Annotated in this window: 22 protein-coding genes and 4 pseudogenes; 12 read left to right on the forward strand and 14 right to left on the reverse strand. The window is 63.7% G+C overall.

The annotated features are described in order from the left end of the window. From BMX04_RS17985 to BMX04_RS18000, 4 genes are all read left to right on the forward strand, one after another. On the forward strand, window positions 1-199 hold a 199-nt coding region (locus tag BMX04_RS17985), incomplete at its 5' end, for a transposase (protein WP_139194625.1). A 193-nt stretch (window positions 200-392) separates the two neighbouring features. Further along, a complete protein-coding gene (locus BMX04_RS17990; RefSeq protein ID WP_074788248.1) occupies window positions 393-1,502 on the forward strand; it encodes a VPLPA-CTERM sorting domain-containing protein in 1,110 nt (369 codons plus the stop codon). Between the two features lie 141 nt (window positions 1,503-1,643). Then, entirely contained in the window at window positions 1,644-2,288 is a 645-nt protein-coding gene (nth, locus tag BMX04_RS17995) for an endonuclease III (RefSeq protein ID WP_074788249.1), read from the forward strand. Continuing rightward, a complete protein-coding gene (locus BMX04_RS18000) occupies window positions 2,285-3,271 on the forward strand; it encodes an adenosine kinase (protein ID WP_074788250.1) in 987 nt (328 codons plus the stop codon). Before nth ends, BMX04_RS18000 begins: the two co-directional genes overlap by 4 nt. A gap of 261 nt (window positions 3,272-3,532) precedes the next feature. On the opposite strand, the gene BMX04_RS18005 is transcribed toward BMX04_RS18000, so the two are convergent. Together BMX04_RS18005 and mutM are read right to left on the reverse strand one after the other, a co-directional pair. After that, window positions 3,533-4,309 (reverse strand): enoyl-CoA hydratase, encoded by a 777-nt coding sequence (locus tag BMX04_RS18005; protein WP_074788251.1) that lies wholly within the window; start codon window positions 4,307-4,309, stop codon window positions 3,533-3,535. A 63-nt stretch (window positions 4,310-4,372) separates the two neighbouring features. Next, window positions 4,373-5,224: a bifunctional DNA-formamidopyrimidine glycosylase/DNA-(apurinic or apyrimidinic site) lyase gene (gene mutM / locus BMX04_RS18010; RefSeq protein ID WP_074788252.1), complete on the reverse strand. Its 852-nt coding sequence runs from the start codon at window positions 5,222-5,224 to the stop codon at window positions 4,373-4,375. Window positions 5,225-5,310: 86 nt separating this feature from the next. Between mutM and ubiE the strand changes: the two genes are divergently transcribed. Beyond that, entirely contained in the window at window positions 5,311-6,054 is a 744-nt protein-coding gene (gene ubiE, locus BMX04_RS18015; protein ID WP_074788253.1) for a bifunctional demethylmenaquinone methyltransferase/2-methoxy-6-polyprenyl-1,4-benzoquinol methylase UbiE, read from the forward strand. Between the two features lie 3 nt (window positions 6,055-6,057). After that, window positions 6,058-7,590, forward strand: a complete 1,533-nt coding sequence (gene ubiB, locus BMX04_RS18020) for a 2-polyprenylphenol 6-hydroxylase (RefSeq protein WP_074788254.1) — start codon at window positions 6,058-6,060, stop codon at window positions 7,588-7,590. 10 nt (window positions 7,591-7,600) lie between these two features. Here ubiB and BMX04_RS18025 read toward each other — a convergent pair whose 3' ends face one another. Together BMX04_RS18025 and BMX04_RS18030 are read right to left on the reverse strand one after the other, a co-directional pair. Further along, window positions 7,601-8,269, reverse strand: coding sequence for a flagellar hook capping FlgD N-terminal domain-containing protein (locus BMX04_RS18025; RefSeq protein ID WP_074788255.1), 669 nt, complete (start codon window positions 8,267-8,269; stop codon window positions 7,601-7,603). Window positions 8,270-8,281: 12 nt separating this feature from the next. Beyond that, complete coding sequence (locus BMX04_RS18030; protein WP_074788256.1) at window positions 8,282-9,028, reverse strand: flagellar hook-length control protein FliK; 747 nt, start codon at window positions 9,026-9,028, stop codon at window positions 8,282-8,284. 55 nt (window positions 9,029-9,083) lie between these two features. Between BMX04_RS18030 and BMX04_RS18035 the strand changes: the two are divergent. Next, a pseudogene (locus BMX04_RS18035) lies at window positions 9,084-9,214 on the forward strand (flagellar type III secretion system pore protein FliP); the annotation flags it as partial. Window positions 9,215-9,369: 155 nt separating this feature from the next. Then, window positions 9,370-9,783 carry a universal stress protein gene (locus BMX04_RS18040; protein ID WP_074788257.1) on the forward strand — a complete coding sequence of 138 codons (414 nt, stop codon included), beginning with the start codon at window positions 9,370-9,372 and terminating at the stop codon, window positions 9,781-9,783. A gap of 48 nt (window positions 9,784-9,831) precedes the next feature. Here the strand turns inward: BMX04_RS18040 and BMX04_RS18045 are convergent, their stop codons facing one another. The 3 genes and pseudogenes from BMX04_RS18045 to cuyA all read right to left on the reverse strand — a co-directional run bounded on the left by BMX04_RS18045 (window position 9,832) and on the right by cuyA (window position 13,822). Continuing rightward, entirely contained in the window at window positions 9,832-10,278 is a 447-nt protein-coding gene (locus BMX04_RS18045) for a YtoQ family protein (protein ID WP_074788258.1), read from the reverse strand. Between the two features lie 14 nt (window positions 10,279-10,292). Then, a complete protein-coding gene (gene pheT / locus BMX04_RS18050) occupies window positions 10,293-12,692 on the reverse strand; it encodes a phenylalanine--tRNA ligase subunit beta (RefSeq protein WP_074788259.1) in 2,400 nt (799 codons plus the stop codon). A 113-nt stretch (window positions 12,693-12,805) separates the two neighbouring features. Then, a pseudogene (gene cuyA, locus BMX04_RS18055) lies at window positions 12,806-13,822 on the reverse strand (D-cysteate sulfo-lyase). Between the two features lie 98 nt (window positions 13,823-13,920). Here cuyA and BMX04_RS18060 point away from each other — a divergent pair. Then, a complete protein-coding gene (locus tag BMX04_RS18060) occupies window positions 13,921-14,799 on the forward strand; it encodes a LysR family transcriptional regulator (RefSeq protein ID WP_074788260.1) in 879 nt (292 codons plus the stop codon). Between the two features lie 69 nt (window positions 14,800-14,868). Next, window positions 14,869-16,161, forward strand: a complete 1,293-nt coding sequence (gene pncB / locus BMX04_RS18065) for a nicotinate phosphoribosyltransferase (RefSeq protein ID WP_050663117.1) — start codon at window positions 14,869-14,871, stop codon at window positions 16,159-16,161. Between the two features lie 26 nt (window positions 16,162-16,187). On the opposite strand, the pseudogene BMX04_RS18070 reads toward pncB, so the two are convergent. From BMX04_RS18070 to BMX04_RS18100, 7 genes and pseudogenes are all read right to left on the reverse strand, one after another. Beyond that, window positions 16,188-16,313, reverse strand: a pseudogene (locus BMX04_RS18070) (flagellar basal body P-ring protein FlgI); the annotation flags it as partial. Beyond that, a pseudogene (locus tag BMX04_RS18075) lies at window positions 16,314-16,584 on the reverse strand (flagellar motor protein MotB); the annotation flags it as partial. A gap of 85 nt (window positions 16,585-16,669) precedes the next feature. After that, a complete protein-coding gene (locus tag BMX04_RS18080) occupies window positions 16,670-18,070 on the reverse strand; it encodes a TRAP transporter large permease (RefSeq protein ID WP_074788261.1) in 1,401 nt (466 codons plus the stop codon). 12 nt (window positions 18,071-18,082) lie between these two features. After that, entirely contained in the window at window positions 18,083-18,715 is a 633-nt protein-coding gene (locus BMX04_RS18085) for a TRAP transporter small permease subunit (protein ID WP_074788262.1), read from the reverse strand. Window positions 18,716-18,789: 74 nt separating this feature from the next. Then, on the reverse strand, window positions 18,790-19,809 hold the full coding sequence (locus BMX04_RS18090) for a C4-dicarboxylate TRAP transporter substrate-binding protein (protein WP_050663120.1): 1,020 nt from the start codon (window positions 19,807-19,809) through the stop codon (window positions 18,790-18,792). Window positions 19,810-19,930: 121 nt separating this feature from the next. Then, window positions 19,931-21,265 carry a sigma-54-dependent transcriptional regulator gene (locus BMX04_RS18095; RefSeq protein ID WP_050663121.1) on the reverse strand — a complete coding sequence of 445 codons (1,335 nt, stop codon included), beginning with the start codon at window positions 21,263-21,265 and terminating at the stop codon, window positions 19,931-19,933. Further along, the gene (locus BMX04_RS18100) at window positions 21,262-22,995 is read right to left on the reverse strand and encodes a sensor histidine kinase (RefSeq protein ID WP_074788263.1); all 1,734 of its coding nucleotides are present in this window, start codon (window positions 22,993-22,995) and stop codon (window positions 21,262-21,264) included. Before BMX04_RS18100 ends, BMX04_RS18095 begins: the two co-directional genes overlap by 4 nt. Window positions 22,996-23,070: 75 nt before the next feature. Between BMX04_RS18100 and BMX04_RS18105 the strand changes: the two genes are divergently transcribed. Continuing rightward, window positions 23,071-23,700 carry a bifunctional 4-hydroxy-2-oxoglutarate aldolase/2-dehydro-3-deoxy-phosphogluconate aldolase gene (locus BMX04_RS18105; protein ID WP_074788264.1) on the forward strand — a complete coding sequence of 210 codons (630 nt, stop codon included), beginning with the start codon at window positions 23,071-23,073 and terminating at the stop codon, window positions 23,698-23,700. Beyond that, window positions 23,700-24,614: a sugar kinase gene (locus BMX04_RS18110; RefSeq protein WP_074788265.1), complete on the forward strand. Its 915-nt coding sequence runs from the start codon at window positions 23,700-23,702 to the stop codon at window positions 24,612-24,614. The genes BMX04_RS18105 and BMX04_RS18110 overlap by 1 nt, the downstream gene beginning before the upstream one ends. Window positions 24,615-25,017 lie beyond the last annotated feature (403 nt).

Genomic DNA, 25,017 nt, shown 5'->3' on the forward strand with positions numbered 1-25,017 from the left:
CGTGTTCTCCAACCTGAAGCGATGGGCGAAAGGTGTGTTTCACGGCCTCAGGAAACGCCATCTGCAACGCTACCTTGACGAGTTCGTGTTCCGCTGGAACCGGCGGCGACACATGCAGAGCGCTTTTGATACGCTGCTCGGGATCGGGGCCGGTCTCGCACCGGCGACCTATCGTGATTTCGTCGATCAGCGCGTCTGAGAACCGTCTTTCACGGTAAAAGCTACGCTCTGCATGCCCGAGCAACGCTGCAAACGGATCTAATCCGTGCCTCAATCCACAATCAAGAACTCTGTCGCCTCAACATGTAGTCCCGCCGGAACAAAAGGGATAAGCCTTCGCAGGCAGTTCGGGGACCGCTGCCACGATCACCGGTTGGAATACAGATAACGTGGTGGTGGGTCCGACATTCTCTGATGACGACCCCGAGCAAACCGGCGAAAGCGCCATCTATGACCGCGACGTGACGGGTGGCACCGCGGTTGCGGTGACTAATGGTAGGATCGACTATGATTTTCCCGAGGCCAATGGGCCCGGGATCAAGGTTGTCCCGGGCCCGGTCGACGTGGGTGGCAACGACCTTGCCGGATGCATTATGGCCTCAAGTGGCTCGACCTGCGATGGCCCGCGGCAGAGCGGCAAGCGCTTCAAGCAAAAGATCACCGGCCTCGGGCCAACGGACCTGGTTTTCGACACCAATCCTGACGGCACAATCGGCGAGATCACCGATGCCAACGGTAACACGCTTGACGGCGATATTGGTTACCGCGTGTTCCACAAGCTGACCAACGAGACCGGAGCGCCGCTTGCGGGCTTCAAGCTGTCGCTCGGCACCGGTGTGGGGGGCGACTTCACGGCCTCGGGCTCGGGTGACGGTTTGAGTTTCTCGCAAGACTTCGAGAACGGGCCAGAAAAGCTCAATGCCTACGCGCAGTTTCCGGCTGGCCTTTTCGGGGAGCCGAGCGATCGAAATGGCGATCTGGGCGGCTTCTTTGATAGGGTAGAACGCTCGGGGTTCAAAACGGTCTTTGGCGCGGACATGATTGAGACCGCAGGATTTTTCGGCAGTTACGGCGATACGTTCGGTCCATGGTTTACCGGGGAGGCGGTGCCCACTGGTCTGTTCTGGGATGACGGGAATGATGACGTCGAGGATCCGCTGATCGCGTGGATCCTTGATGACGGACGCGTCGAGCAGCGCCGAGATGTTGAGAATGGCGTCGTCTCGAACCTTGCTGAAGATGCATTTGCGCTTTTCGCCAATCTGGAAGAATTCAAAACTACCGAAGCGGATCTATTTGCTGATTTGTTCTCCGGGGCGATCGAGGATCTGGCGAATGTGAACATGAACTTCGCAATTGATCTCACGGGTTTTGCGGGCGAAAGCTTCACGCTGCGCGTGACGCCCACGCCGGTGCCGCTGCCAGCGACTGCGCCGCTGCTGCTGGTCGGGATCGGGGCGATCGCCATGATCCGCCGTCGCAAGCGCACGAAGGCGATATGATCGTATCACAGGCTGCGAGAGCATTTTTCTAAAGGCCCAAATCAGCGGGCCGTCAGGAGATCTTGGCGGCCCGTTCATACAAGGCTGCGCGCTTATCAGCCGAATGTTGCGCATCCCGCCAAATCCCGGCATTAAGCGGGCATGGCGCGCCAACTCCATTACCACACGATCCGCGAGATCTTTACTCGGTTCGAGGCCGCAGAGCCGGAACCCAAGGGCGAGTTGGAGCATGTCAACGCCTACACGCTGGTGGTTGCCGTCGCGCTTTCGGCGCAGGCCACCGATGTGGGCGTGAACAAGGCCACGCGGGAGTTGTTCAAGATCGCCGACACGCCACAGAAGATGCTCGATCTGGGCGAAGAGCGGCTGATCGGGCACATCAAGACCATCGGCCTCTACCGCAACAAGGCCAAGAACGTGATGAAACTCAGCCGCATCCTCGTGAATGACTATGGTGGCGAAGTCCCCAACAGCCGCGCCGCCCTGCAATCCCTGCCCGGCGTAGGGCGCAAGACCGCCAATGTCGTGCTCAACATGTGGTGGCACTACCCGGCTCAGGCGGTCGATACCCACATCTTTCGCGTCGGCAACCGCAGTGGCATCTGCCCGGGCAAGAATGTCGATGCGGTCGAACGCGCCATCGAGGACAATATCCCAGTGGATTTCCAACGCCATGCACATCACTGGCTCATCCTGCATGGCCGCTATACCTGCAAGGCGCGCAAACCCGCCTGCGGCACCTGCCTTATTCGTGATCTCTGCTTATTCGAGGACAAGACCCTATGACAAAATATCAGGCCGTCGGCATCGGCAATGCCGTCGTGGACGTGATCAGCCAATGCGACGACGCCTTTCTGGCCCGGATGGGCATCGACAAGGGCGTGATGCAACTGATCGAGACCGAGCGCGCCGAGTTTCTCTATGAGAACATGACCGATCGATGGCAGATGCCGGGCGGGTCGGTCGCAAATACCATCGCGGGATTGGGCGCGCTCGGCCTCTCCACCGGCTTCATCGGCCGGGTGAGCGATGATGAACTGGGCCACTATTACGCAAAGGCAATGGCCGAGGTCGGCACCGAGTTCGTCAACGCCCCGCGCAGCGACGGCGCGCTGCCCACCTCGCGCTCGATGATCTTCGTCTCGCCAGATGGCGAGCGATCAATGAACACCTATCTCGGCGTCTCCACCGAACTCGACGAGGGCGACGTACCCGAGGCAGTGGCGGGACAGGCGGGGCTCCTGTTTCTCGAGGGCTATCTTTTCGACAAACCCAAAGGCAAGGCGGCGTTCGAACGTGCGGCGCGTGCGGCGAGGGCCGGTGGAGGCAAGGCTGGGATCACTCTGTCCGATCCGTTCTGCGTCGAGCGCCACCGCGCCGATTTTCGTGGCCTCCTGCGCGAACTCGACTTCGTTATCGGCAACGAGCATGAATGGTGCGCGCTCTACGAGACCGACGACCTCGGCGCGGCATTGGAACAAGCGGCGCAGGAAAGCGGGCTGATCGTCTGCACCCGTTCGGGCCACGACGTGGTGCTGGTCGAGGGCGAAGAGACGGAGACAGTGCCGGTGCGCCGGGTCGAGCCGGTGGACACGACCGGCGCGGGCGATCAATTCGCCGCCGGGCTTCTCTACGGTCTCGCAACCGGGCAACCGCTGGCCGTGGCCGGACGCATGGGCTGCATCGCGGCGGCCGAGGTGATCGGCCATTACGGGGCGCGGCCCGAGACGGACGTCAAGGCGCTCTTTGCCGCCGAAGGGCTGTTCTGAGCCAGCGGTGCGCCCCGTGGCAGGGTCTTGGATTCGAGTATTTTTGCCATAAAGAAACACAAGGGTTTGTTAACCCTGACATGGCATGCTCGTCTTGCGGTACAGGCTGGAGAGCCGATGACCGCCCATGAAAAAGCCGCGCCCGGGTGTTGCGTGTGTCAAACCCGGGCGCGCATTTTCATGTTTCTTCTTGGCCCCAATACTCCGGGGTGAATTGGCCCCAGGCCAAGAGGGGCAACGCCCCTCCTGCCGCAACCACGCTCACTTGTCGCGAAACTGCGGCTCGCGCTTTTCGGCGAAGGCGGCCATGCCCTCTTTCTGGTCCTCGGTGGCGAAGAGCGAGTGGAACACGCGGCGCTCGAACAAGAGCCCCTCACGCAGCGTTGTCTCGTAGGAACGATTGACCGCCTCTTTCGCCGCCATCACTGAGATTTGCGACTTCTCGGCAATCTTCTGCGCCGCCGACATCGCCTCTTCCATCAGCTTCTTGGCGGGCACCACGCGGCTCACCAGCCCCGCGCGCTCGGCCTCTTCGGCATCCATGAAGCGGCCCGTGAGGTTCATGTCCATCGCCTTGGACTTGCCCACCAGACGGGTCAGGCGCTGCGTGCCGCCCAGCCCGGCAATGACCCCGAGATTGATCTCAGGCTGACCGAACTTGGCGGTATCCGAGCAGATGATGAAATCGCACATCATCGCCAGTTCACACCCGCCGCCAAGGGCATAACCCGACACGGCGGCGATGACCGGCTTGCGCACGCGGCAAATCGCATCGCTGTCCTCGGTGAAGAGATCCTCGAGGAAGACATCGACGAATCCCTTGCCGCTCATCATCTTGATGTCGGCCCCCGCCGCGAACGCCTTTTCCGACCCGGTGAGCAGGATGCAGCGCACCTTGTCGTTCTTCTGCGCCTCGCCAAGCGCCTGCGACAGCTCTAACATGAGCTGATCGTTCAGCGCGTTGAGGGCATCGGGGCGGTTGAGTTTGATGAGGGCGACGTGGTCTTCTATTTCGACGATGATCGTCTCATAGGCCATGAAATCAGCTTTCATTTGTTTCCATCAGACCGATTCATTACCATTGTTGGCCGCGCGTTCAACCTATCTTTGACAGCGTGGGCAATAGAAGCTGGAGCGCCCGGACTGTACGATGCGCCCAATAGGGCCCTCACATCCCTCCGTCCGGCAGGGTTCTCCCTCACGCCCGTAGACATCGAAACTGTGCTGGAAATAGCCCAATTCACCATCCGCCTGCCGGAAATCCCGCAGCGAGGAACCGCCCGCCATGATCGCATCCCGCAGCACATCGCGGATGATCGGCACCAGCGATCCTGCGCGTTTGCCCGAGATGTTCCCGGCGCGGCGGCGTGGCGAGATGCGCGCCCGAAACAGCGTTTCGCAGACATAGATATTGCCCAGCCCCGCGACGATCCGCTGATCGAGCAGCGCGGATTTGATCGGCGTGTTGCGCCCCTTGAGCATGGCGGCGAGATAGGGCGCGTTGAAGTCGTTGCCCAGGGGTTCTGGCCCCAGCTTGGCCAGCAACGGATGCACCTCTGCCCTATCCGTCGGCATCAGGTCCATCGCGCCAAAGCGGCGCGGATCGTTGAAGGTGATCCGCGCGCCATTTTGCATGTAGAGCACCACATGATCATGCTTTTCCGGCGCCGGGTGCTCATGCACGAAACGCCCCAAGGGATCGCCCGAGACCAGCATACGCCCGGACATGCCAAGGTGAATGAGCAGCGTCTCACCCGAGGCGAGATCGGCGAGGATATATTTCGACCGCCGCCGCAGCATCAGCACCCGCTGTCCGGTCAGCCGCGCAGCCATGTCGGGCGGAAATGGCCACCGTAGGTCAGGGCGATTGACAGCGGCACGTGCAATCACCTCCCCCTCCATAACCGGCGCTAACCCGCGGCGGACTGTCTCAACCTCTGGCAATTCCGGCATTTGACCCCTCGCTCAGCACAAGCGGCGCATTGTAACCCCCCGCCCGCGCCCTATAAGAAGGGCAGTACACAAGAGCGGCAAGGCCCATGAGCGAGAAAACCACCCATTTCGGATTTCAGGATGTGCCCGAGTCGGAGAAAGCCGGGCGCGTGCGCGGGGTCTTTGGCAGCGTGGCCAGCAAATACGACTTGATGAACGATGCGATGAGCCTCGGGATTCACCGCATCTGGAAAGACGCGATGATGGATTGGCTGGCCCCGCGCGCGGGTCAGCGCCTGCTCGATGTGGCGGGCGGCACCGGCGATATCAGCTTTCGCTTTCTCAAGCGGGCCGGTCATGGCCATGCCACCGTGCTCGACCTGACCGAGCCGATGCTGGTCGAGGGGCGCAAGCGCGCCGAGGCCGACCAGATGGCCGACAGTCTCGATTGGGTGGTGGGCGACGCGATGGCATTGCCGTTCGAGGACAACAGCTTTGACGTCTACACGATCAGCTTCGGCATCCGAAACGTGACCCGCCCGCAAGAGGCGCTGAACGAGGCGTTTCGCGTGCTCAAGCCTGGTGGACGGCTGATGGTGCTCGAATTCAGCCAGATCCCCAATGAGCTGATGCAAAAGGTCTACGATCTTTACAGCTTCAACATAATTCCGCGTCTTGGACAGGCGATTGCCAATGACCGCGACAGCTATCAGTATCTGGTCGAATCGATCCGCCAGTTTCCGGACCAAGAGACGTTTCTGGGCATGGTCCGACAGGCCGGATTCGAACAGGCAAAATACCGCAACCTGAGCATGGGCATCGCCTGTCTGCATTCCGGCTGGAAAATCTGAGCGATGCGCGGACCGCATAATATCCTGCGGCTGATCCGCACCGGTGCCACGCTGGAACGCACCGGCGCCATGGGCCTGATCATGGACGCGTTCGAGGCGCCACCACTGGTGCGCGGCACCATGCGCTTTCTGGCCTGGCCGTTTCAATGGATGGGCTACAAGGGCGACGAGACGACCCCGCCTGCGCCCCGCGCGCTGACCGCATTGGGCCCGGCCTATATCAAGTTCGGTCAGATTCTCAGCACCCGCCCCGATCTGGTGGGCGAGGAACTGGCCGGGCAACTGCGCGTCTTGCAGGACAAGCTTCCGCCCTTCTCGGTAGATGTGGCCAAGGCGAGCATCACCCATGAGCTGGGGCATCTCGTCGAAGAGATGTTCGACGATTTCAGTCCGCCCGTCGCCGCGGCCTCGATCGCGCAGGTGCACAAGGCACGCCTTCGCGACACGGGCGAAGCCGTCGCCATCAAGGTGCTGCGCCCCGGGATCGAAAAGGCGTTTCGCCGCGACATCGACGCGTTTTATTTCGCCGCCCGCATGGTCGAGTTGCTGGCCCCCGGCGCGCGCCGCCTGCGGCCCACGGAGGTGATTGCGCATTTCGAGGGCGTGGTGATGGGAGAGCTCGACCTGCGGCTCGAGGCGTCGTCGGCCTCTGAGTTTTCCGCCAACACCTCGGGGGATACCGGCTTTCAGCTGCCGCCGGTGCAATGGCACCTCTCGTCGCGCCGGGTGATGACGATGGGCTGGGCCGACGGCCTGCCCCTCGGGGACAATGCCGCGCTCGACGCCGCCGGTCACGACCGCGCTGAACTGGGTGAACGGGTGTTGCAGCTGTTTTTGAACCACGCGCTGCGCGACGGCTATTTTCATGCCGACATGCATCAGGGCAATCTCAAGGTGGCCAGCAATGGCGATATCATCGCCTATGATTTCGGCATCATGGGCCATATCGACGAATACACCCGCCGGGTCTATGCCGAAATCCTCTACGGGTTCATCAAGCGTGATTATCGCCGCGTCGCCGAGGTCCATTTCGAGGCGGGTTATGTGCCCGCCGACCGCGATGTCGACGCTTTTGCGCGTGCCTTGCGCGCGGTGGGCGAGCCGATCTTCGGCATGGATGCGAGCCGCATCTCGATGGGCAGCCTGCTCAGCTATCTCTTCGAGGTGACCGAGCGATTCGGCATGGAGACGCGCACCGAACTAATCCTGTTGCAACGCACCATGGTGGTGGTCGAAGGCGTCGCCCGGAGCCTCAATCCGCAGATCAATATCTGGCAGGTCGCCCGGCCCGTGGTTGAGGATTACATCAAGAAAACGATCGGCCCGCGTGCCGCGCTGCGCGATTTCGGGCGGACCGCCGCCGTGCTGTCACGCTACGGCCCGCGCCTGCCCGGTCTGGTCGAGGCCGCGCTGATTCGCCAATCCGCGCCACCCGCGCCCCCGCCCCCGTCGCCCTGGCCGATGCGCATCGCCTTTGCCGGGATCGGCGCCACCCTGGGTGCGGGCGGCGCGGCGCTGGCTCTGGCGTTTATGTGACATCTGGCGCTCACGCCCCGGTCTCCGGCGGGCGCAGACCAAGCACTGCCCTCGCTGCAACGCTCTGACCGTTCGCGAGCACAAGCCGGGTTTCTCCACCCTCCTGACGGGCTTCGACGATTCGGCTGTGAACATGTGCGTCGTGGCGCGCGATCACCTCACCCTCGGCAAGGGACTGCACCGAGATCTCGTAGGTTCCACTTTGCAGCGGCAGACCGGCAGGATCGCGCCCTGCCCATGTGATGCGGCCATTTTGCGGAGCGATCTCCTGACGTTGCACGACAATGCCCGCTGCGTTCGTGACGACCAGCTGCGCGGCATCTGCCAGCGGATCGACCGTCGCCGTCAGCGGCACCGGTGTCCCGTCAAAGACAATCGGCGTTTTCGCCTCTGCCTCAAGCCCGATCCAGCCCGAAAGCTGACCGAGACCAAGCGCGCCCATCTGCGCCCCAAGCCCGGTCAGCAGGTCATTGGTCAGCACCTGCTGCTCGACGGTCGAGAAGGTCGCCAACTGCACAGCGAAATCGGACGACTCCACCGGATTGAGCGGGTCCTGATTGCGCATCTGCGTGGTCAGCATCTTCAGAAAGGTTTCGAAATCCGAACTGAGCGCGCCGCCACCGCGGGGAGCCGCAGCCGCGGTCTGGGCAGTCGATTGGGTCGAAGAGAGAACGTCCATGGTCAAACCTTTCTAAAGGCGGATGTCGAGGCGATCACCAAGGTGAAGCGTGGAAGCGAGATAAACCGCGTCGCCCTCGGCCTCCGACAGGGGGCCGGGCGAAGATTGCGGGGCACGCGGGTGCTGGTGCGCACCGGGCTGTTCGTGGCCAAAGGAAAACTCCGCCGACTGATAGCCGATATCCAGAAACTCACGCGCCAGAAGGTCGATGTTGCGCCGAAGAAGATCGAGCGTTTCGGGGCGCTCTGCCAGCACCGAAACCGAGAGCCCCGCGTCGGATTGGCTTAGGCTCAGGCGCACCTTGCCCAGTTCTTCGGGGTTGAGCATGAGGTCGATCACCCGATCTGTCCCGGATGCACCGCGCCCAATCGCTGCGGCGATCTGCATCACCACATGGTGCGGCGGAGTTGGCAGCGCAGCCGCGCCGACCAAAGTGAAACCTTGCGCGTGGAAAGCGGGCGCGCGCGGCCCCGAAAAGGCAGGAATATCGTCTTCGGCAAGACGCGGAACACCACGCAGCGCCGCGACCACTGGCATAAAGGGCAGTACCTGCTGGGCGGGTGCGGCGGCCTTTATACCATCGACGGCACGCTGCGCGCCGGACATATCGGGCAAAACCCGTTTCATGTCCCCGGCGCGCGTGCGCGCACCCATGGCGCGCTCGGGCAATCGCCGCGCCACGACGGCGTCCGGCGCATGCGGGGCCGGATTGCGTGCACCACGCAGAACAGGCGCGACCTCTGCCAGTGCGGTCGGCATGACCGGACCAACGTTTGCCGTGGCAAGCTATGGCGCTGCGCTTGCCGGATTTGTGGCGATCCTGATGTCGATGGGTATGAGATGGTTCCGCCCGCCATCGTCTCATTGCCCTTCAAGCTGGCCTTTTTCGTCATCGCCGATGGCTGGACCCTGATCGCCGACAGCCTTGTGCGCGGCTACATGTAGCAATCCCGGAAAATTCGGGCCGAATTCACACGCTCTTCGGGATTTTTCACCCTCTGTTTCGCAACCGGCCCCCAAACTGCCGCATAAATGGCATCATGAGGCTGCGAATCGTTTAGGCGATGCGCTCCGGCCCACCCCGCACAGACAGGTGCCCCATGCCCCGCACGACCCGCCTCATCCTCTGCCCCGTCAACCTCCGGCACCTCAAGGTCGATTACAACGCCTATGAAGAAGCCGTCGAAATGGCGCAGCGGCGCGGGGCGAAACTGATCATCGCCACCGTCGCCCCCGAGATCGAGCGCAACATGAACATCTACAATTCCGATGTCTATTGGGGTGACGAGCTCAGGAAATTCGTGGCCGCCCACCCCGCCGAGGGGGTCGATATGGAACTGATCGTGCGCAAGGGCGCTGTCCATCGCCAGATCGTCAAGCTCGCGGATGAGCGCAATGTCGACCTGATCGTGATGGAATCCGCCAACCCCAAGGTGCAGGACTACCTGCTCGGCACCACGGCAAGCCACGTGGTGACCCATGCCGAATGTTCGGTCTACGTGGTGCGCAGTTAAAGCAATAAGTCAGAGCATTTCGGTGTTTCAGTGAAAGACCGAAATGCTCTAGGCGGGCAGCTTGCCCTCCAGCACATAGCGCAGGATATCCACCACCTGCCCCGGCTCGCGCGCCACGGCGAGCGCGGCGGCATCCACCTCCTTGAGGGCGTGGTCATGCTCGGGCGGCTGCAGGATGATCAGCGACTTGCCAAGCGCCGAGGCATAGCCCGCATCAAAGGCCGCGTTCCACTGCTTGTACTTGTCGCCAAAGCGCACCACCACGATATCGGCATCCGCGATCCCCTTGCGAGTGCGGATCGCATTGACCATCGCGCCCTTGTGGTCGTGCCAATACTTGTCCGGCTCCTCGCCCAGGATCGCAACACCGCAATCATCACTCGCCGCGTGATCGGTCACAGGCGCGGAAAACGACACATCAAGCCCTTCGGCCCCCGCAATGATCTGCTCTCGCCAATCGGTGTGTATTTCGCCTGACAGATAGACATTCAGCATCGTTCGCTCCTTTCTCAGCCGCGCAGCGTGCCGCCCGTGGCCTTGGTGACCTTGTCGATGATCCTGGCCGAGACCGCCTCGATATCGGCCTCTTTCAGGGTCGTGTCGCGCGGCTGCAAGCGCACGGTCATCGCCAATGATTTCTTGCCCTCGCCCAGAGTGCCGCCGATGAACTCGTCGAAAATGCGCACATCCTCGATCAGTGCCTTGTCGGCCCCCGCCGCCGCATTGACCAGCGTCAGCGCCTCGACCTCGCGATCGACGACAAAGGCGAAATCGCGCTCCACCGCCTGCAGATCGCTGATCGCCATCGCCCCGCGCGTGGCCAAGGATTTGCGTGGCAGCGGAACCTCTGCAGGCCAGAGGGTAAAGGCCACCGCCGGCCCCTTCACGTCCATCGCGCGCAGCACCTTGGGGTGCAATTCGCCAAAGACGGCCATCACCTTCTTGGGGCCAAGGCAGACCATGCCATGCCGCCCCGGATGCCACCACTCCGGCGCACCGCGCAGGATCTGCGCCTTGGCGGGCGCACCGATCGCTGCCAGCACCGCCTCGGCATCCGCCTTGGCGTCATAGAGATCGACGGCACGCGAAGTGCCATGCACATCCTTGGGCCCGCTCCGCCCGATCAGCACACCGCAGACCTGCAAATGCTGCTCGCCCGGCTCGCCACCGTCAAAGGCGTGCCCGACCTCGAACAGCGCCAGATCCATGATCCCCCGCGCCTGATTGCGCGCCGCCGCCTGCAACAGCCCGGGCAACAGATCGGGCCGCATATGGCTCATTTCCGAGCTGATCGGATTGGCCAGCATCGTGGACGCATCACCTCCGCCAAAGAGCATGGCAGAGCCATGGTCGATAAAGCTGTAGGTGACGCATTCATTATAGCCGAGTGCGGCCATGCTGCGCCGCGCGATCTGTTCGCGCTTCTGCATCGGGCTCAGGATCGGCTTGGGCACACCGGCATCGACACGCGCCATAGGCCGCCCCTTGAGCTTGGTCAGCGAGGCAATCCGCGCCACCTCCTCGACCAGATCGGCCTCACCCTGGATATCGGGCCGCCAGCTCGGCACATGCGCGATGTTCCCCTCGAGCTTGAAGCCAAGCGCCGTCAGCGTCTGGCGCTGCTCGCTTTCGGGGATGTCCATACCGACCAGCGATTGCACCCGCGCCGGATCGAGCTTGTAGGCGCGGCTCACATCCGGAACCTTGCCCGCCATGATACGGTTCGACGGCTCCCCGCCACAAAGATCGAGGATCATCTGCGTCGCAAGATCGAGCGCCTCCATGTTGAACGCCGGATCAATCCCCCGCTCATTGCGATAGCGCGCATCGGAATTGATCTTGAGCGCGCGGCCCGTCGTGGCGATCTGGATATGGTCCCACACCGCCGCCTCGAGAAACACGTTCACCGTCTCCTCGGTACAGCCGGTGGCAAGGCCGCCCATGATCCCGCCGATGCTCTCGATACCGGTCTCGTCTGAAATCACCACCTGCCCGGGGCCGAAAGTATAGTCCTTCTCGTCCAGACCGGTCAGCGTCTCGCCGCCCTTGCTGCGATGCACCCGCAGATCACCCGTCACCTTGTCGGCGTCGAACACATGCAGCGGGCGGTTGCGATCATAGGTGAAGAAATTGGTGATATCGACCAGCCTGGAGATCGGGCGCAACCCGATGGCGCGCAGCCGGTCCTGAAGCCACGCGGGCGACGGGCCGTTCTGCACGTCGCGAATGAGACGCCCGCCAAAGACCTCGCAGCCGCCCGTCGCCGCATCCTCGTCGATCACCACCTTGATAGGGCAGGCGAACTGCCCCTCGATACCCGCCGTGGGCGCGGGCTTCATCGTTCCCATGCCCCGCGCCGCCAGATCGAGCGCGATGCCCCGCACGCCAAGCGCATCGGGACGGTTCGGCGTGATCGCGATCTCGATCACAGGGTCCACCTTGGCCGGATCATTCTCGGCCAGCCAATCGACAAACCGCTCACCCACCTCGCCCGACGGCAGTTCGATGATGCCGTCATGCTCCTCCGACAGTTCCATCTCGCGCTCCGAGCACATCATGCCATGGCTCTCGATCCCGCGGATCTTGCCCACCCCGATGGTCGTGTCGATGCCCGGCACGTAGACACCGGGCTTGGCGATCACAACGGTGATCCCCTCACGCGCATTGGGCGCGCCGCAGATGATCTGCGTCTCGCCCACATCGGTCGCCACCTGACACACCCGCAGCTTGTCGGCATCCGGGTGCTTTTCGGCACTGATCACCTTGCCGATGGTAAAATCCCCCAGCCGCGCGGCCGGGTCGGAAATGTCTTCCACCTCCAACCCCAGATCGGTCAGGGTTTCCGCGATCTCCGCCACCGAGGCTGTGGTCTCGAGGTGGTCTTTCAGCCAGGACAATGTGAATTTCATGGGTGCTCTTCCGACTGCGAAACTTGGGTCAGCCTGCGCTTTACCGGATATGTCGGACATGGAAAACCCCGCATTGCTGCGGGGCTTTGCCGTAGGTCAGGGGTTTTGGCCGCTCAGCTCGTCCAGCGGGACGCAAAATCAAACGAGCTGTCATAGCCAAAGAGCGCCACCGACCCTCCGGTATGCAGGAAGACGACCCGCTCGTCCTTCTTGAAATGCCCCTTGCGGATAAGGTCGACAAAGCCTGCCGCCCCCTTGGCCGAATAGACCGGATCAAGCAGGATCGCCTCCAGTTCCGCAAACATCTGAATAGCCTCGATGCCGCTCTCGGTGGGGATACCATAGCCTTAGCCCACGTAATCGGTATTGGCCACCACGTCCTCGCGCGCCACCACACCGGCACAGCCCAGCTTTTCCGCCGTCGCACAAGCGAGATTGTACACGTTCTCCTCCTGCTTGGGCTTGGGCGCGCGCACCCCGATCCCCAACAGCGGGATTTGCGCGTTCATCGCCTTGAGCCCGGTGATCAGCCCCGCCTGCGTGCCGGCACTGCCGGTCGCATGCACGATATGGTCGACCTTGAGCGCGCGATCATTGAACTGCGCCAGCATCTCGAAGGCGCAATTGACATAGCCAAGCGCGCCCGTGGGGTTCGATCCGCCACCAGGGATGGTATAGACATTTCGCCCCTCGGCGCGGAACCTGTCGGCGACCTTCTCCATCTCGGCATTCATGTCACCGCCGCCGGGGCGTTTCTCGGTCGTGGCCCCATGCATATGATCCAGCAGGACGTTGCCGTTATTGTTGTAATTGGCATTGTTCGAGCCGGTCCGATCCTCCAGCAGGATATGGCAATCCAGTCCCAGCTTGGCCGCAAAGGCCGCCGTCTGACGGGCGTGATTGGATTGCGTGGCGCCTTGGGTCATCACCATGTCAGCGCCCTGCAATTCCGCCTCGGCCATCAGGAATTCCAGCTTGCGGGTCTTGTTGCCGCCGGTCGAAAGACCGGTGCAATCATCCCGCTTGATCCAGATTTCGGGGCCGTTCAATTCCTTGGTCAGCCGGTCCAGCCGCTCCAGCGGGGTCGGCAGATGGGCGATAAAACGACGGGGGTAACGGGCGAGATGCATTTGAGGTCCTCCATCAAACATGCGTTTCGCGCAGGCTAAGGCGGGACATCCGCGCCGTCCAATGCTATTCTCGCCATCTATTATGCAGGATATGCAATATGCGGCTCGATTGGCTCGACGATCTTCTGGCGGTGTCCGATACCGGCTCACTCGCCCGCGCCGCCGAAATGCGCCATGTCAGCCAATCGGCCTTCACCCGCCGCCTGCGCGCCATCGAAGAGGCGCTCGGCACGCCGCTCCTCGACCGCAGCCGCAAACCCGTCACCCTCCTGCCCGATGTCGCGGCACAAATCCCCGAGATGCGCAGCCTCGCCACGCAACTGCGCAACCTGCGCGAAACGCTGGCGCACACGTCGGACGCGCGCGGCCTGACGCTGGCCTGTCAGCACGCGATCACCACCACGCATTCGCCGGCCATCGTCAGCATTCTCACCGCGCAGGGGGGCCGCCCGGTGCGCGTGCGCTCGGACAATCGCGAGGAATGTCTGCTCCGCCTTTTGTCCGGCGAGGCCGATCTCGCCGTGGTCTTCGCCGCACCGGACGTGGCCCCCCTGACCCTTGGCCGCGCCTTCGATCGGGTCTCGCTCGGGCTCGAACGCCTGCTGCCGGTGGCGACCCCGCGCCTCATGCAGGGCCCCGACCTGCCCTACATCGCCTATCCCGGCGACGTGTTTCTCGGCCAGGTCATGGCGCGCGCGGTCCTGCCGCGCATCCCCGCGCCCCGCGTGCTGCGCCGCCGGGCGGAAACCGCGCTGACCCTCGCCGCGCATGAATACGCCCGGCGCGGCATCGGCGTGGCCTGGCTGCCCGAAGGCATGGCGCGTGATGATCTCGCCAGCGGGCGGCTCATGGCCCTCGATGACACGCTGCCCGCGCTCGACATGGCGCTCTGGATGATCCGCCTGACCGAGAGCGGCACCGCCCCCTGGGCGCGCGACTGGTCCCGGCTCGTAACCGCGCTCGGGCACCCCGGCTGACCGTTCAACCTTGCACAGCCCTGCCCCCTTTGCTTTAACCGCCGCATTACCCCTGTCGGAGGCCGCAGCATGGTCGACATCGCAACCCGCGTCTACAATCACCGCTGGAAGATGGACCCCATCGTTCGGTCCCTGATCGACACCGATTTCTACAAGCTGCTGATGTGCCAGTCGGTGTTTCGCAACCGGCCCGACACGAATGTCACCTTCTCCCTCATCAATCGCACCACATCGGTCCGGCTGGCCGAACTCGTGGACGAGGGAGAGTTGCGCGAACAACTCGATCACATCCGCTCGCTGTCGCTGTCGCGCGGCGAAAGCACCTGGCTGCGCGGAAACACCTTCTACGGCAAGCGCCAGATGTTCACCCCCGAATTCATGGAATGGTTCGAAGGGCTGACCCTGCCGCCCTACCACCTCGAGGTGCGCGACGGGCAATATGAGCTGACCTTCGAGGGCAAATGGCCCGAAGTCATGCTCTGGGAAATCCCCGCCCTCGCCGTGCTGATGGAACTGCGCGCCCGCGCCGTCCTTGGCCACATGAAGAAATTCGAACTTCAGGTGCTCTATGCCCGCGCGATGACCAAGCTCTGGGAAAAGGTCGAGCGGCTGCGCCCCATCGACGGGCTGCGCATCGCCGATTTCGGCACCCGGCGGCGGCATTCGTTCCTGTGGCAGGACTGGTGCGTTCAGGCCATGCGCGAGGGGCTGGGCGAACGCTTCGTCGGCACCTCCAACTGCCTGATTGCCAAGAACCGCGATCTCGAGGCGATCGGCACCAATGCCCATGAATTGCCGATGGTCTATGCCGCCCTCGCGCCCGACGACGCGAGCCTCGCGCAGGCCCCCTATGACGTGCTCTCGGACTGGCACGAGGAACATGACGGTAACCTGCGCATCATCCTGCCCGATACCTACGGCACCAAGGGGTTTCTCGACAACGCCCCCGATTGGCTGGCGGGCTGGACCGGTATCCGGGTCGATTCCGGCGCGCCCGAGGCCGGGGCCGAAACCGCAATCCGCTGGTGGAAGGACCGCGGCGAGGACCCGCGCCAGAAGATGGTGATCTTCTCCGACGGGCTCGACGTCGACAAGATCATCGAATTGCAGGCGCAGTTCGCCGGACGCGTGCGTACCTCCTTCGGCTGGGGCACGCTGCTCACCAATGATTTTCGCGGGCTGACCGAGGATGACGTGCTCGCGCCGTTCTCGCTGGTCTGCAAGGCGGTGTCGGCCAATGGCCGACCCACCGTGAAACTGTCCGACAACCCGCGCAAGGCCATGGGCCCCGAGGACCAGATCGAGCGCTATCGCCGCGTGTTCGGCGTCGGCGAGCAAGAGGCGCTTGACGTGATCGTCTGACGCCGCAAAGTCTAGCGCACCACGAACTAGCGCACCACGAATTCGGCATGCAGAGCCCCCGCCGCCTTGATGCTCTTGAGAATGTCGATCATGTCGCGCGGCGCGACGCCAAGCGCATTCAGGCCCGCGATCACCACCGACAGCGAGGTCCCCGTCCTCGGAAAACACGCTGTCGCCGCCGAACGCACCGTCACCCCCGCCCAAGATGCGGTTGACCGGCAGGGTCGGGCTGAAAAAATCCGCGATACCCTTGCGTTGCTGTTCGGTTGTCGCGTTCAACAGCCACATCAGCAGGAAAAAGGCCATCATCGCGGTGACGAAATCGGCATAAGCCACTTTCCAGGCACCGCCATGATGCCCGCCTCCTGCAATGATCTTTTCCCGTTTGATGATGACCGGCGCCACGTTGCTGCGCACGTCCATACTCACCACCTTTGTCTCACCCGGTCCAAGGGGTAGCACAGGGTGGATTACCGGTCTGTTAACACATCCAGTTTTACGGACTTCGCTAGGCCAGACCCGGCAGCCACAGAACAATTGCCGGGAACGACACCAACAGCGCGATAGTCACCGCATCGGCGACGAAGAACGGCATCACCCCCTTGAAAACGTCCTGCACGCTCAGGTCCGGCCGCACGCCCGCGACCACGAAACAATTCAGGCCAATGGGCGGCGTGATCAGACAGAACTCGGCCATCTTGACCACCAATATCCCGAACCAGATCGCACACATCTGGCCATTCATGCCAAAGGCACTGTCCGCCGCGCTGACATTGATACCCCCGTTGAGCGCCATCACCGCCGGATAGACCACCGGCAGCGTCAAGAGAAGCATGCCGATCGCATCCATGAACATGCCCAGCACCGCATAGGCCAGCAGGATGCAGATCAGGATCAGCATCGGCGACAGCGTCAGCGAGGTGATCCAGTCCGCAAAGGCCGACGGCAGATCGGCAAAGCCAAGAAACCGCACGTAGATCAGCACCCCCCAGATGATGGTAAAGATCATCACCGACAGTTTCGCCGTCTCCAGCAGTGCGTCCTTCAACTCGGGCCAGCGCATGCCACGATAAAGCGCCATAAGGAACACCACGAAGGCGCCAATCGCCCCGCCCTCGGTCGGTGTGCCCCAGGCATCGCCGCCGAACGGGTTGTAGACGAAGAAGATGATCGTCACGACAACGAACACGATGGGCAGGGCGGGCGGCAGCGACACGAAGCGCTCGCGCCAGGTAAAGCCACCCACCGGCGGGCCGAACCCCTTGATGGTCAGCGCCAGCCCGATGATCAAAAGCGCATAGACAAAGGCTGAGAACACGCCCGGAATGAACCCGGCAAGCAACAGCTTACCCACATCCTGCTCCACGATGATCGCGTAGATCACCAGCAATGCCGACGGCGGAATGAGGCTCGCCAATGTGCCCCCCGCCGCCACGACACCCGCCGCGAACCGCTTGTCATAGCCGATCTTGAGCATCTCGGGGATGGCGATCCGCGCAAAAACCGCCGCCGTCGCAACGCTCGCCCCTGACACAGCAGCAAACCCTGCCGTGGCAAACACGGTCGAGACCGCAAGGCCCCCCGGCACCCAGGCGATCCAGCGTTTTGCCGCCTCGAACAGCGCCTTGGTCAGCCCCGCGTAATAGGCGAGATAGCCGATCATGATGAAGGTGGGTATCAGGCTCAGCGCCTGTGAACTGACCTTGGAATGCGGCACCTGACCGGCAGTCTTGACCGCCACGGTCAGCGCCCAGACAAATTCGTCGCCCGCATAGCCCTTCTTGGACCAGAAAATCCAGATCAGCCCGACCGTACCGGCCAAAGCGGCGGCAAAGGCCACGCGCATGCCCAGGATCACGACGACCAGCATCAGGCCGGTCACGACAAGCCCGATATCTATCGGCTCCATCAGGTGAAATCCTTATTCATCACGGCCGCTGACATGCGCGGCCTCACGCGCGGCCTGTGCCGCGGCATCCTCGATCAGCGGCACGGCAACCGGCCGCTCCGCCCCGGTGAACAATGCGCGCCCGAATCCCCAGACCTGCAACATCAGCCGCAGCGACAGCACACCAAAGGCAATCGGCGCGAGGATCTTCGCAGGCCAGATCGGCAGGGCGATGTCGATGGTGCTGTCCCGGCTCCACAGCGGCGCGTTCCAGTCGAAACTACGCTCGAAATGCGCCCAACTGCCCCAGACCAGCAGCAGCATCAGCGCCAGAACCGCCAGCGTCGTGATCAACTCGATAAGCCAAAGCGCGCGGCCCTGAAACATTCCGACAAAGATATCCATGCGGATATGCCCGCCATCGCGCTGCGTATAGGCCACGCCCATGAAGGCAATCAGCGGCATGATCTGCTCGATCCAGTCGACATAGCCGGGCAGCGGCTGATTGAAGAAATTGCGCCCGCCCACGGAAATGACCGCCAGCACCATGAGCGAGAACACCGCCAGCCCGCTCAGGAGCGCAAGTTGCCGCTCGATCCGGTAAAGACCGCGATCAAGCCTGCTCAGGCTGCTGTTGTCGGACAGGACAGAGGCCGCTCCCGCCATGGCTCGTCTCCCGGATGATGCGCAAGGAAATCGGCCTGCCCCGGATCATCCGAGGCAGGCCGGAAAGGTCAGGCTCAGGAGCCGCCCTTGAGCTCCGCAAGCGTGCTCGTGGCGAAGTCATAGAGCTCTTGCGCGGGAATACCGCGACTGCCCATCTCTTCGATCCAGGTCGCAGCGGCAGGACCGGCAACCGCCTCTTCGAACTTCGTCAGAGACTCCTCGTCAAAGCTGATCACTTCGATCCCGCGCTCTTCGAGCGCCGGGCCCCAGGCCTCGAGCGTGTTGTTCTGATAGTTGTCGATGTAGTAATCGAGCGACTCGTCGATCGAGCCCAACAGCGCCTCGCGATGCTCATCCGACAGCTCGTCAAGCGCATCGGTATTCGCCACGACCGGGCAATTAACCGTGCCGGGGTTCAGGTTCGCGGTCCACCATTTCGCATTCTCGATGGTGCCGAAGGACATATGCGCATGCGGCGCAAAGGCCACGGCCTTGACCACGCCACTATCCATCGCCTGCCGCACCTCGGTCGCCGACATCGAGGTCGGCACCGCGCCCACGGCCTCCATCGCAGAGCCGATACCACCGGTCGCGCGCACGCTCAGCCCTTTGAAATCGTCTAGGCTGCGGGGCGCATCGCCCAGACCCACGAGATTGTATTGCGGCATCGGCGAGGGCATCAGCAGCGTCGCGTTCCAGCGTGCCAGATCGGCCTTGACCGCAGGCTGATCATAGAGCGCCATCGACAGCGCGGTTTCCTGCTCCAGCGTCTCGACCCCGAGGAACGGCAGTTCCAGCACGGTGATCGTCGGATTCTTGTCGCGGTGATAGCCCGCGCAGAACTGCGCCATCTCGAACGCCCCGATAGAAATCCCGTCAAGGTTCTCGCGGTTGTTCGACAGGCCGCCGTAGCTGATGTTCAGGGTAAAATCGCCGTCGGTCTTCTCAGACACCAATTCGGCCAGCTTCTCGACATGCTCCGTAAACGCCCGGCGCTTGCCCCAGAGCGAGACGTTCCATTCGGTCGCCATCGCCTCACCGGCAAAGGCAAGGCTGATCGCGGCCACGGCGGTATAACTCAGAAATTTCGGCATGGTTTCTCCTCCCAGATGTCATGCGGTATGATGGGCGCTACCTTGGGTCATGCCCGGCACAATGGCTATGAAGAAAACCGCGCATGCCCCGGCAGCCGCCCTGCGGATATCCGCAAGGTGACTACAGCAGCGCCTCCTTGTCCAGCCCCAGCTTGACGATCTTCTCGTTCAGCGTGCGCCGCCCGATGCCCAGCGCCTCGGCCACCGCCTCCATCTTTCCCTCATGCGCGGTGATCGCCTTGGCAATGAGTTCTCGCTCGAACGCCGCCACGGCGGCGCGCAGCGTGTCGGGCACATCATCGGCCAGCGAATCGCGGTGCAGCGCCTGCGCCATCGACCCGCCCCCGCGCCGCGCGCTCAGCACGCGTCGTTCGCACACGCTGCGCAACTCGCGCACATTGCCGGGCCAGTCATGCGCCAGCAGCGCGGCACTATCCTCGGGCCCGAGGTCCGGCACGCGGGTCTCATAGACCCGCGCGAACTCGTCCAGAAACCGCGCCGCCAGCAGCATCACGTCATCGCGCCGCTGCCGGAGCGTCGGCAAGGCAATCACCGTGGTATTCAGCCGATACAGCAGATCGGCCCGCAGCCGCCCCTCGCGCACCGCCTGCTCAGGGTCCTCGTTGGTCGCCGAAATCACCCGGAACGCCAGCGGCACCGCAGCCCCCGCCCCGAGGGGCAGCACCTGCTTGTCCTCGATCACCCGCAACAGCTTGGCCTGCACCGGCATCGGGCAGGAACAGATTTCATCCAGAAACAGCGTGCCGCCATCCGCCCCCTGCAATCGCCCCTTGGCCCCGCCTTCGGCCCCGAACATCTCGGCCTCGAACCCCTCGACCGAGAGCGCGGCACAGTTCAGCGCCAGAAACGGCCCGGTGCCATCCGTCCCCAGATCATGCAGCGCGCGCGCCACCAGCTCCTTGCCGGTACCGGTCTCGCCCTGCAGCATCACCGCCGCACCGCTCTGCGACAGATCAAGCACCTCTTCGCGCAGGGCCGCCGTTTCCCGCGTCTGCCCCAACAGCACCCGGTCCAGCCCAGACAACTGCATCAGCCGCGATTTCAACCGCTCCGTCGTGCGCCGCATCGCGTGCTGATCGGCGGCATGCCGCAGGATGTTCAGCAACCGGCGCGGCTCATAGGGTTTCTCGACAAAGCTATAGGCCCCGCGCTGCATCGCATCCACCGCCATGGCGATATCGCCATGCGCCGAAATCAGCACCAGCGGCGGCGACAGATCGCGGTCGAGACTGTCCAGCAACTCCAGCCCCGACATGCCCGGCATCCGCACATCCGACAGGATCACATCCGGCTGAAACGCCTCCAGCCGATCCGCCAGCCGCTCTGCACGCGGCAGCGCCTCGACGCACCATTCAGACGCCTCCAGCAGGTCGATCAGCGACAGGCGCATCGCGCGGTCATCCTCGACAATCAGAATACGGGGGGTACTGCTCATGCCGCGCTCAAATCCTCCTCCATCCCCTCTTTCGGGATCTCGATCCGGAACATCGCGCCGCCCTGGGCAAGGTTATCCGCGCTGAACCGGCCCTGATGCGCCTTGACGATATTGGCTGAAATCGCAAGGCCCAACCCCATGCCGCGCCCGCTCTCGCGCGTCGTGACGAACGGCTCCTGCAACTCGTCAAGCCGCGCCTGCCCCAGCCCGTGCCCGGTGTCCCGCACCTCGACCCAGCCCGCTCGATCGCCCTGCCCCAGCGTGATGTCAATCCGCCGCTCGGCACAATCCTCCACCGCATCGACGGCATTGCGCAGCACATTGGTCAGCACCTGTTCCAGCCGCAACTGATTGCCGCGCACCAGAACCGGCGCCCCGGGCGCATCGAGCGACGTGGTGACACCCACCTTGTCGATATTCGGCTCCACCAGCGCCAGCGCCGCCTGCACCACGGCCCCCAGATCGACCGGCCCGAACTCCTCCCGGTCGTTGCGGGCAAAGAACTTGAGCTGCCGCGTGATCCCCTCCATCCGGTCCACGATCCCGGTGATCCTCGGGATGACCCGCGCCGCCGGTTGCCCGCCGATCTCGGCCGCTGTCAGATGGTTGCGCATCGCCGCAATCGGCTGCCCCAACTCATGCGTGACCGACGCCGCCAACTGCCCCAGCGCGGCCAGACGGCTCGCGCGCTCCAACTCGTCCTGCGTCCGCTTCAACCGGCGCTCGGCGGTGCGCCGCTCCTCGATCTCCACCGCAAGCCGCTCATTGGCCTCGCGCAACTGCGCCTCCTCCGCCTCGGACCGGCGCAGTGCCGCCCCGATCCGCTGTGTCCGCCGCACCTGCGACACCAGAAACCCAGCGCCCGCAAGAATCATCACCAGCCCGGTCAACAGCCAGCTGCGCGTCACCGCAGCACTGTCATCCGCGAAATAATGCAACACCCAGTCATGCGGCGCGACCGACGCCGCGAGGTGAATCCGCTCGACCCCGTCGATCATCGCGCGCGCGCCCTCCACGGGCTGCCAGTCCAGCGGCGCAAGATCCTGCCCCGGAAACTGCCGGTCCTGCGCGATCCGGGCCCGCTGATCGGCGCTCAGATCCGCAAGGCTGCGATACCGCCAGTCCGGGTCCGAGGAGAGCAGCACCACACCATCCCGGTTGGCCAGCAAGACCTGCTCCCCGGCCCGCCGCCATGTCTCCTCCAGATCGGTGAGATCGAGCTTGATCGCGATCACCCCGAGCACGCCGCCATTCGCATCGCGCACCGCATCGGCGATGAAATAGCCGGGCAATCCCGTGGTTGCCCCGATCCCATAGAACCGCCCCTGCAGACCGGCACCCGCCGCCTGAAAATAGGGCCGAAAGGAATAATCCTGCCCCACGAACGTCCCCGGTCGCCCGGCGTTCGAGGCGGCAATCGTCATCCCGTCAGGTCGCATCAGATAAATCGCATCCAGCCCCGACTGCGCCGCAAAGGCCGCCAGCCTGCGATCCAGCCGGCCGGTTGGCCCACCGGTGGCAGTGTCGATCACATGACTGTCACGCGCCAGCACATAGGTCAGGTGCGAAAACCGCTCCAGTTCCGAGCGCACAGTGCTGTGATACAGCGACAACCGCCCGCGCGCCTTGGCCTCTTCCTCGGATTGGAAAAAGCTGAGCGAGAGCCAGAACACGCCAATCATCACGCAAAGCGCGGTCACGGCGGCAAGGGCGGTGGTGGTCAGTCGCATGGGAAACAGGTATCGGTATCTTTGCGGGGTCACGCAAGCAAAAGCATGGCCCGGACGCGCAACGCCGGAGGAGCAATGACCGACCATCTGACACGCGCCCTGAGAACCGCCCGCATCGTTCCGGTGATCCGCCATCCCGACACGACCATTGCCGAAACCGCCTGTCACCTGCTCGCCGAAGAAGGCGCGCGCGTCCTCGAAATCACCATGACCGTGCCCGATGCGAACGGGCTCTTGCAGCGCCTTGGCGCGGCACATCCCGATGTCATTCTCGGGGCGGGCACCGTTCTTGATGCCGCACAGGCGCAGGCGGCCATCGCCTCGGGCGCGCAATTCGTCGTCTCACCCTGTTGGTGCGACACGGTGGCAGCAGCCTGTCGCGCCGCACAAATCCCCTATCTGCCCGGCGCCATGACACCCGGCGAAGTGCTCCATCACGCGCAGGCAAGCGCGCATGTGGTCAAGGTCTTTCCCGCCGATGCCGCAGGCGGGCCCGGGTTTCTGAGGGCGCTTCGGGCGGTATTCCCCGACATCGCGCTCATGCCCACCGGCGGCATCACCCCGGGCAATGCCGCCGATTACCTCGCCGCCGGGGCGCTCTGCGTCGGCATGGGCGGCAACCTGCTGCCCGCCGCCGCCCTCGAGGCGGACGACGAGGCCACGGCGCGCGATCTCATCCGCGCCGCCTTGAACGGGGCGCGCTGATGGCGGTCGACCTCCTCTGCCTCGGTGAGCCGATCCTCGAATTCAACCAGCAGCCTGACGAGCGCTATTTGCCGGGCCATGGCGGCGACACCTCGAATTGCGCCATCGCCGCCGCGCGACAGGGCGCACATGTGGGATATCTCACCCATGTCGGGGCCGATGCGTTTGGCCGCTCCTTCATCGACCTGTGGCAGGCCGAAAGCGTGGACACCACCACCGTGCGCGCGGTCGAGGGCGGCCAGACCGGCATCTATTTCGTCACTCATGGGCTGGACGGGCACGAATTCAGCTATTTTCGGGAAGGATCTGCCGCCAGCCGCATGACCCCAGCCGACCTGCCCCGCGCCGCCCTTGAGACCACGAAAATCCTGCATGTCTCGGGCATCAGCCAGGCCATCTCCCAATCCGCCGCCGACACGGTCTTCGCGGCGATGGACATCGTGCGCGCGGCGGGCGGGCGCGTGTCCTATGACAGCAACCTGCGGCTCAAGCTCTGGCCGCTCGACCGCGCACGCGCGATCATCCATGCGGGCATGGCGATGGCCGATATCGCCCTGCCGGGGCTCGAGGATGCCGAGGCGCTGACCGGGCTCAGCGACCCCGACAGGATCGCAGATTTCTACCTCGGGCTTGGTGCAGGTGTTGTCGCACTGACACTCGGGGCGGGCGGCACGTTGGTGGCCACCCCCGAAGACCGGAAGCGCGTGCCGGGACGGCCGGTTTCCGTTGTGGACGCCACGGGTGCCGGCGACACGTTCGACGGCGCGTTCCTCGCGCGGCTCATCGCCGGAGACGATCCTTTTACCGCCGCCACCTATGCCAACGCAGCAGCGGCCCTCGCGGTGCAAGGCTACGGCGCCGTCGCCCCGATCCCAAGGCGTGCGGACGTGGAGGCGGTTCTTTCTGCGTCGTAGGAGCGACCCTGTAAACGAAGAATACAAGGTGGCTTTGGTCTGTTGCTACCGTTTAAGCCTACTCGCGCGAAACGCACCGAAGGTGCCGCGCGATCGCCGGGCCGTCCCGCGGCCTGGCGATATGATAGGGCGCGCAACGTGTTGAGTTTAGAATGACTTGGCTGGGATAAAGTGCCCGCATCTGCCGTTGCATCGCCAGTCCCAGGCCCCGCGATCACGCAGCACCTTCTGGCGTGGTGCTATGGTCGCTCAAGGCCAAAACTCGCATGTCCTGTGATCAGCAAATCACCCCGCAGGCCGATCATCCTCGATATAGGCCCGAAGGCTTATCCCCTTCGTTCCGGCGGCACAGGATGTTGTGCCACCGGGCTTGCAAATCTGTGATGTTCGCTTATTGTTCCGC

The organism is Roseovarius tolerans (assembly GCF_900109855.1).
Lineage (GTDB): Bacteria > Pseudomonadota > Alphaproteobacteria > Rhodobacterales > Rhodobacteraceae > Roseovarius > Roseovarius tolerans.

Bases quoted from the DNA above. Each gene is read 5' to 3' on its own strand.
- nth (WP_074788249.1), top strand. From the start codon at position 1,644: ATGGCGCGCCAACTCCATTACCACACGATCCGCGAGATCTTTACTCGG.
- BMX04_RS18000 (WP_074788250.1), top strand. From the start codon at position 2,285: ATGACAAAATATCAGGCCGTCGGCATCGGCAATGCCGTCGTGGACGTG.
- BMX04_RS18005 (WP_074788251.1), bottom strand. From the start codon at position 4,309: ATGGCCTATGAGACGATCATCGTCGAAATAGAAGACCACGTCGCCCTC.
- mutM (WP_074788252.1), bottom strand. From the start codon at position 5,224: ATGCCGGAATTGCCAGAGGTTGAGACAGTCCGCCGCGGGTTAGCGCCG.
- ubiE (WP_074788253.1), top strand. From the start codon at position 5,311: ATGAGCGAGAAAACCACCCATTTCGGATTTCAGGATGTGCCCGAGTCG.
- ubiB (WP_074788254.1), top strand. From the start codon at position 6,058: ATGCGCGGACCGCATAATATCCTGCGGCTGATCCGCACCGGTGCCACG.
- BMX04_RS18025 (WP_074788255.1), bottom strand. From the start codon at position 8,269: ATGGACGTTCTCTCTTCGACCCAATCGACTGCCCAGACCGCGGCTGCG.
- BMX04_RS18030 (WP_074788256.1), bottom strand. From the start codon at position 9,028: ATGCCGACCGCACTGGCAGAGGTCGCGCCTGTTCTGCGTGGTGCACGC.
- BMX04_RS18040 (WP_074788257.1), top strand. From the start codon at position 9,370: ATGCCCCGCACGACCCGCCTCATCCTCTGCCCCGTCAACCTCCGGCAC.
- BMX04_RS18045 (WP_074788258.1), bottom strand. From the start codon at position 10,278: ATGCTGAATGTCTATCTGTCAGGCGAAATACACACCGATTGGCGAGAG.
- pheT (WP_074788259.1), bottom strand. From the start codon at position 12,692: ATGAAATTCACATTGTCCTGGCTGAAAGACCACCTCGAGACCACAGCC.
- BMX04_RS18060 (WP_074788260.1), top strand. From the start codon at position 13,921: ATGCGGCTCGATTGGCTCGACGATCTTCTGGCGGTGTCCGATACCGGC.
- pncB (WP_050663117.1), top strand. From the start codon at position 14,869: ATGGTCGACATCGCAACCCGCGTCTACAATCACCGCTGGAAGATGGAC.
- BMX04_RS18080 (WP_074788261.1), bottom strand. From the start codon at position 18,070: ATGGAGCCGATAGATATCGGGCTTGTCGTGACCGGCCTGATGCTGGTC.
- BMX04_RS18085 (WP_074788262.1), bottom strand. From the start codon at position 18,715: ATGGCGGGAGCGGCCTCTGTCCTGTCCGACAACAGCAGCCTGAGCAGG.
- BMX04_RS18090 (WP_050663120.1), bottom strand. From the start codon at position 19,809: ATGCCGAAATTTCTGAGTTATACCGCCGTGGCCGCGATCAGCCTTGCC.
- BMX04_RS18095 (WP_050663121.1), bottom strand. From the start codon at position 21,265: ATGAGCAGTACCCCCCGTATTCTGATTGTCGAGGATGACCGCGCGATG.
- BMX04_RS18100 (WP_074788263.1), bottom strand. From the start codon at position 22,995: ATGCGACTGACCACCACCGCCCTTGCCGCCGTGACCGCGCTTTGCGTG.
- BMX04_RS18105 (WP_074788264.1), top strand. From the start codon at position 23,071: ATGACCGACCATCTGACACGCGCCCTGAGAACCGCCCGCATCGTTCCG.
- BMX04_RS18110 (WP_074788265.1), top strand. From the start codon at position 23,700: ATGGCGGTCGACCTCCTCTGCCTCGGTGAGCCGATCCTCGAATTCAAC.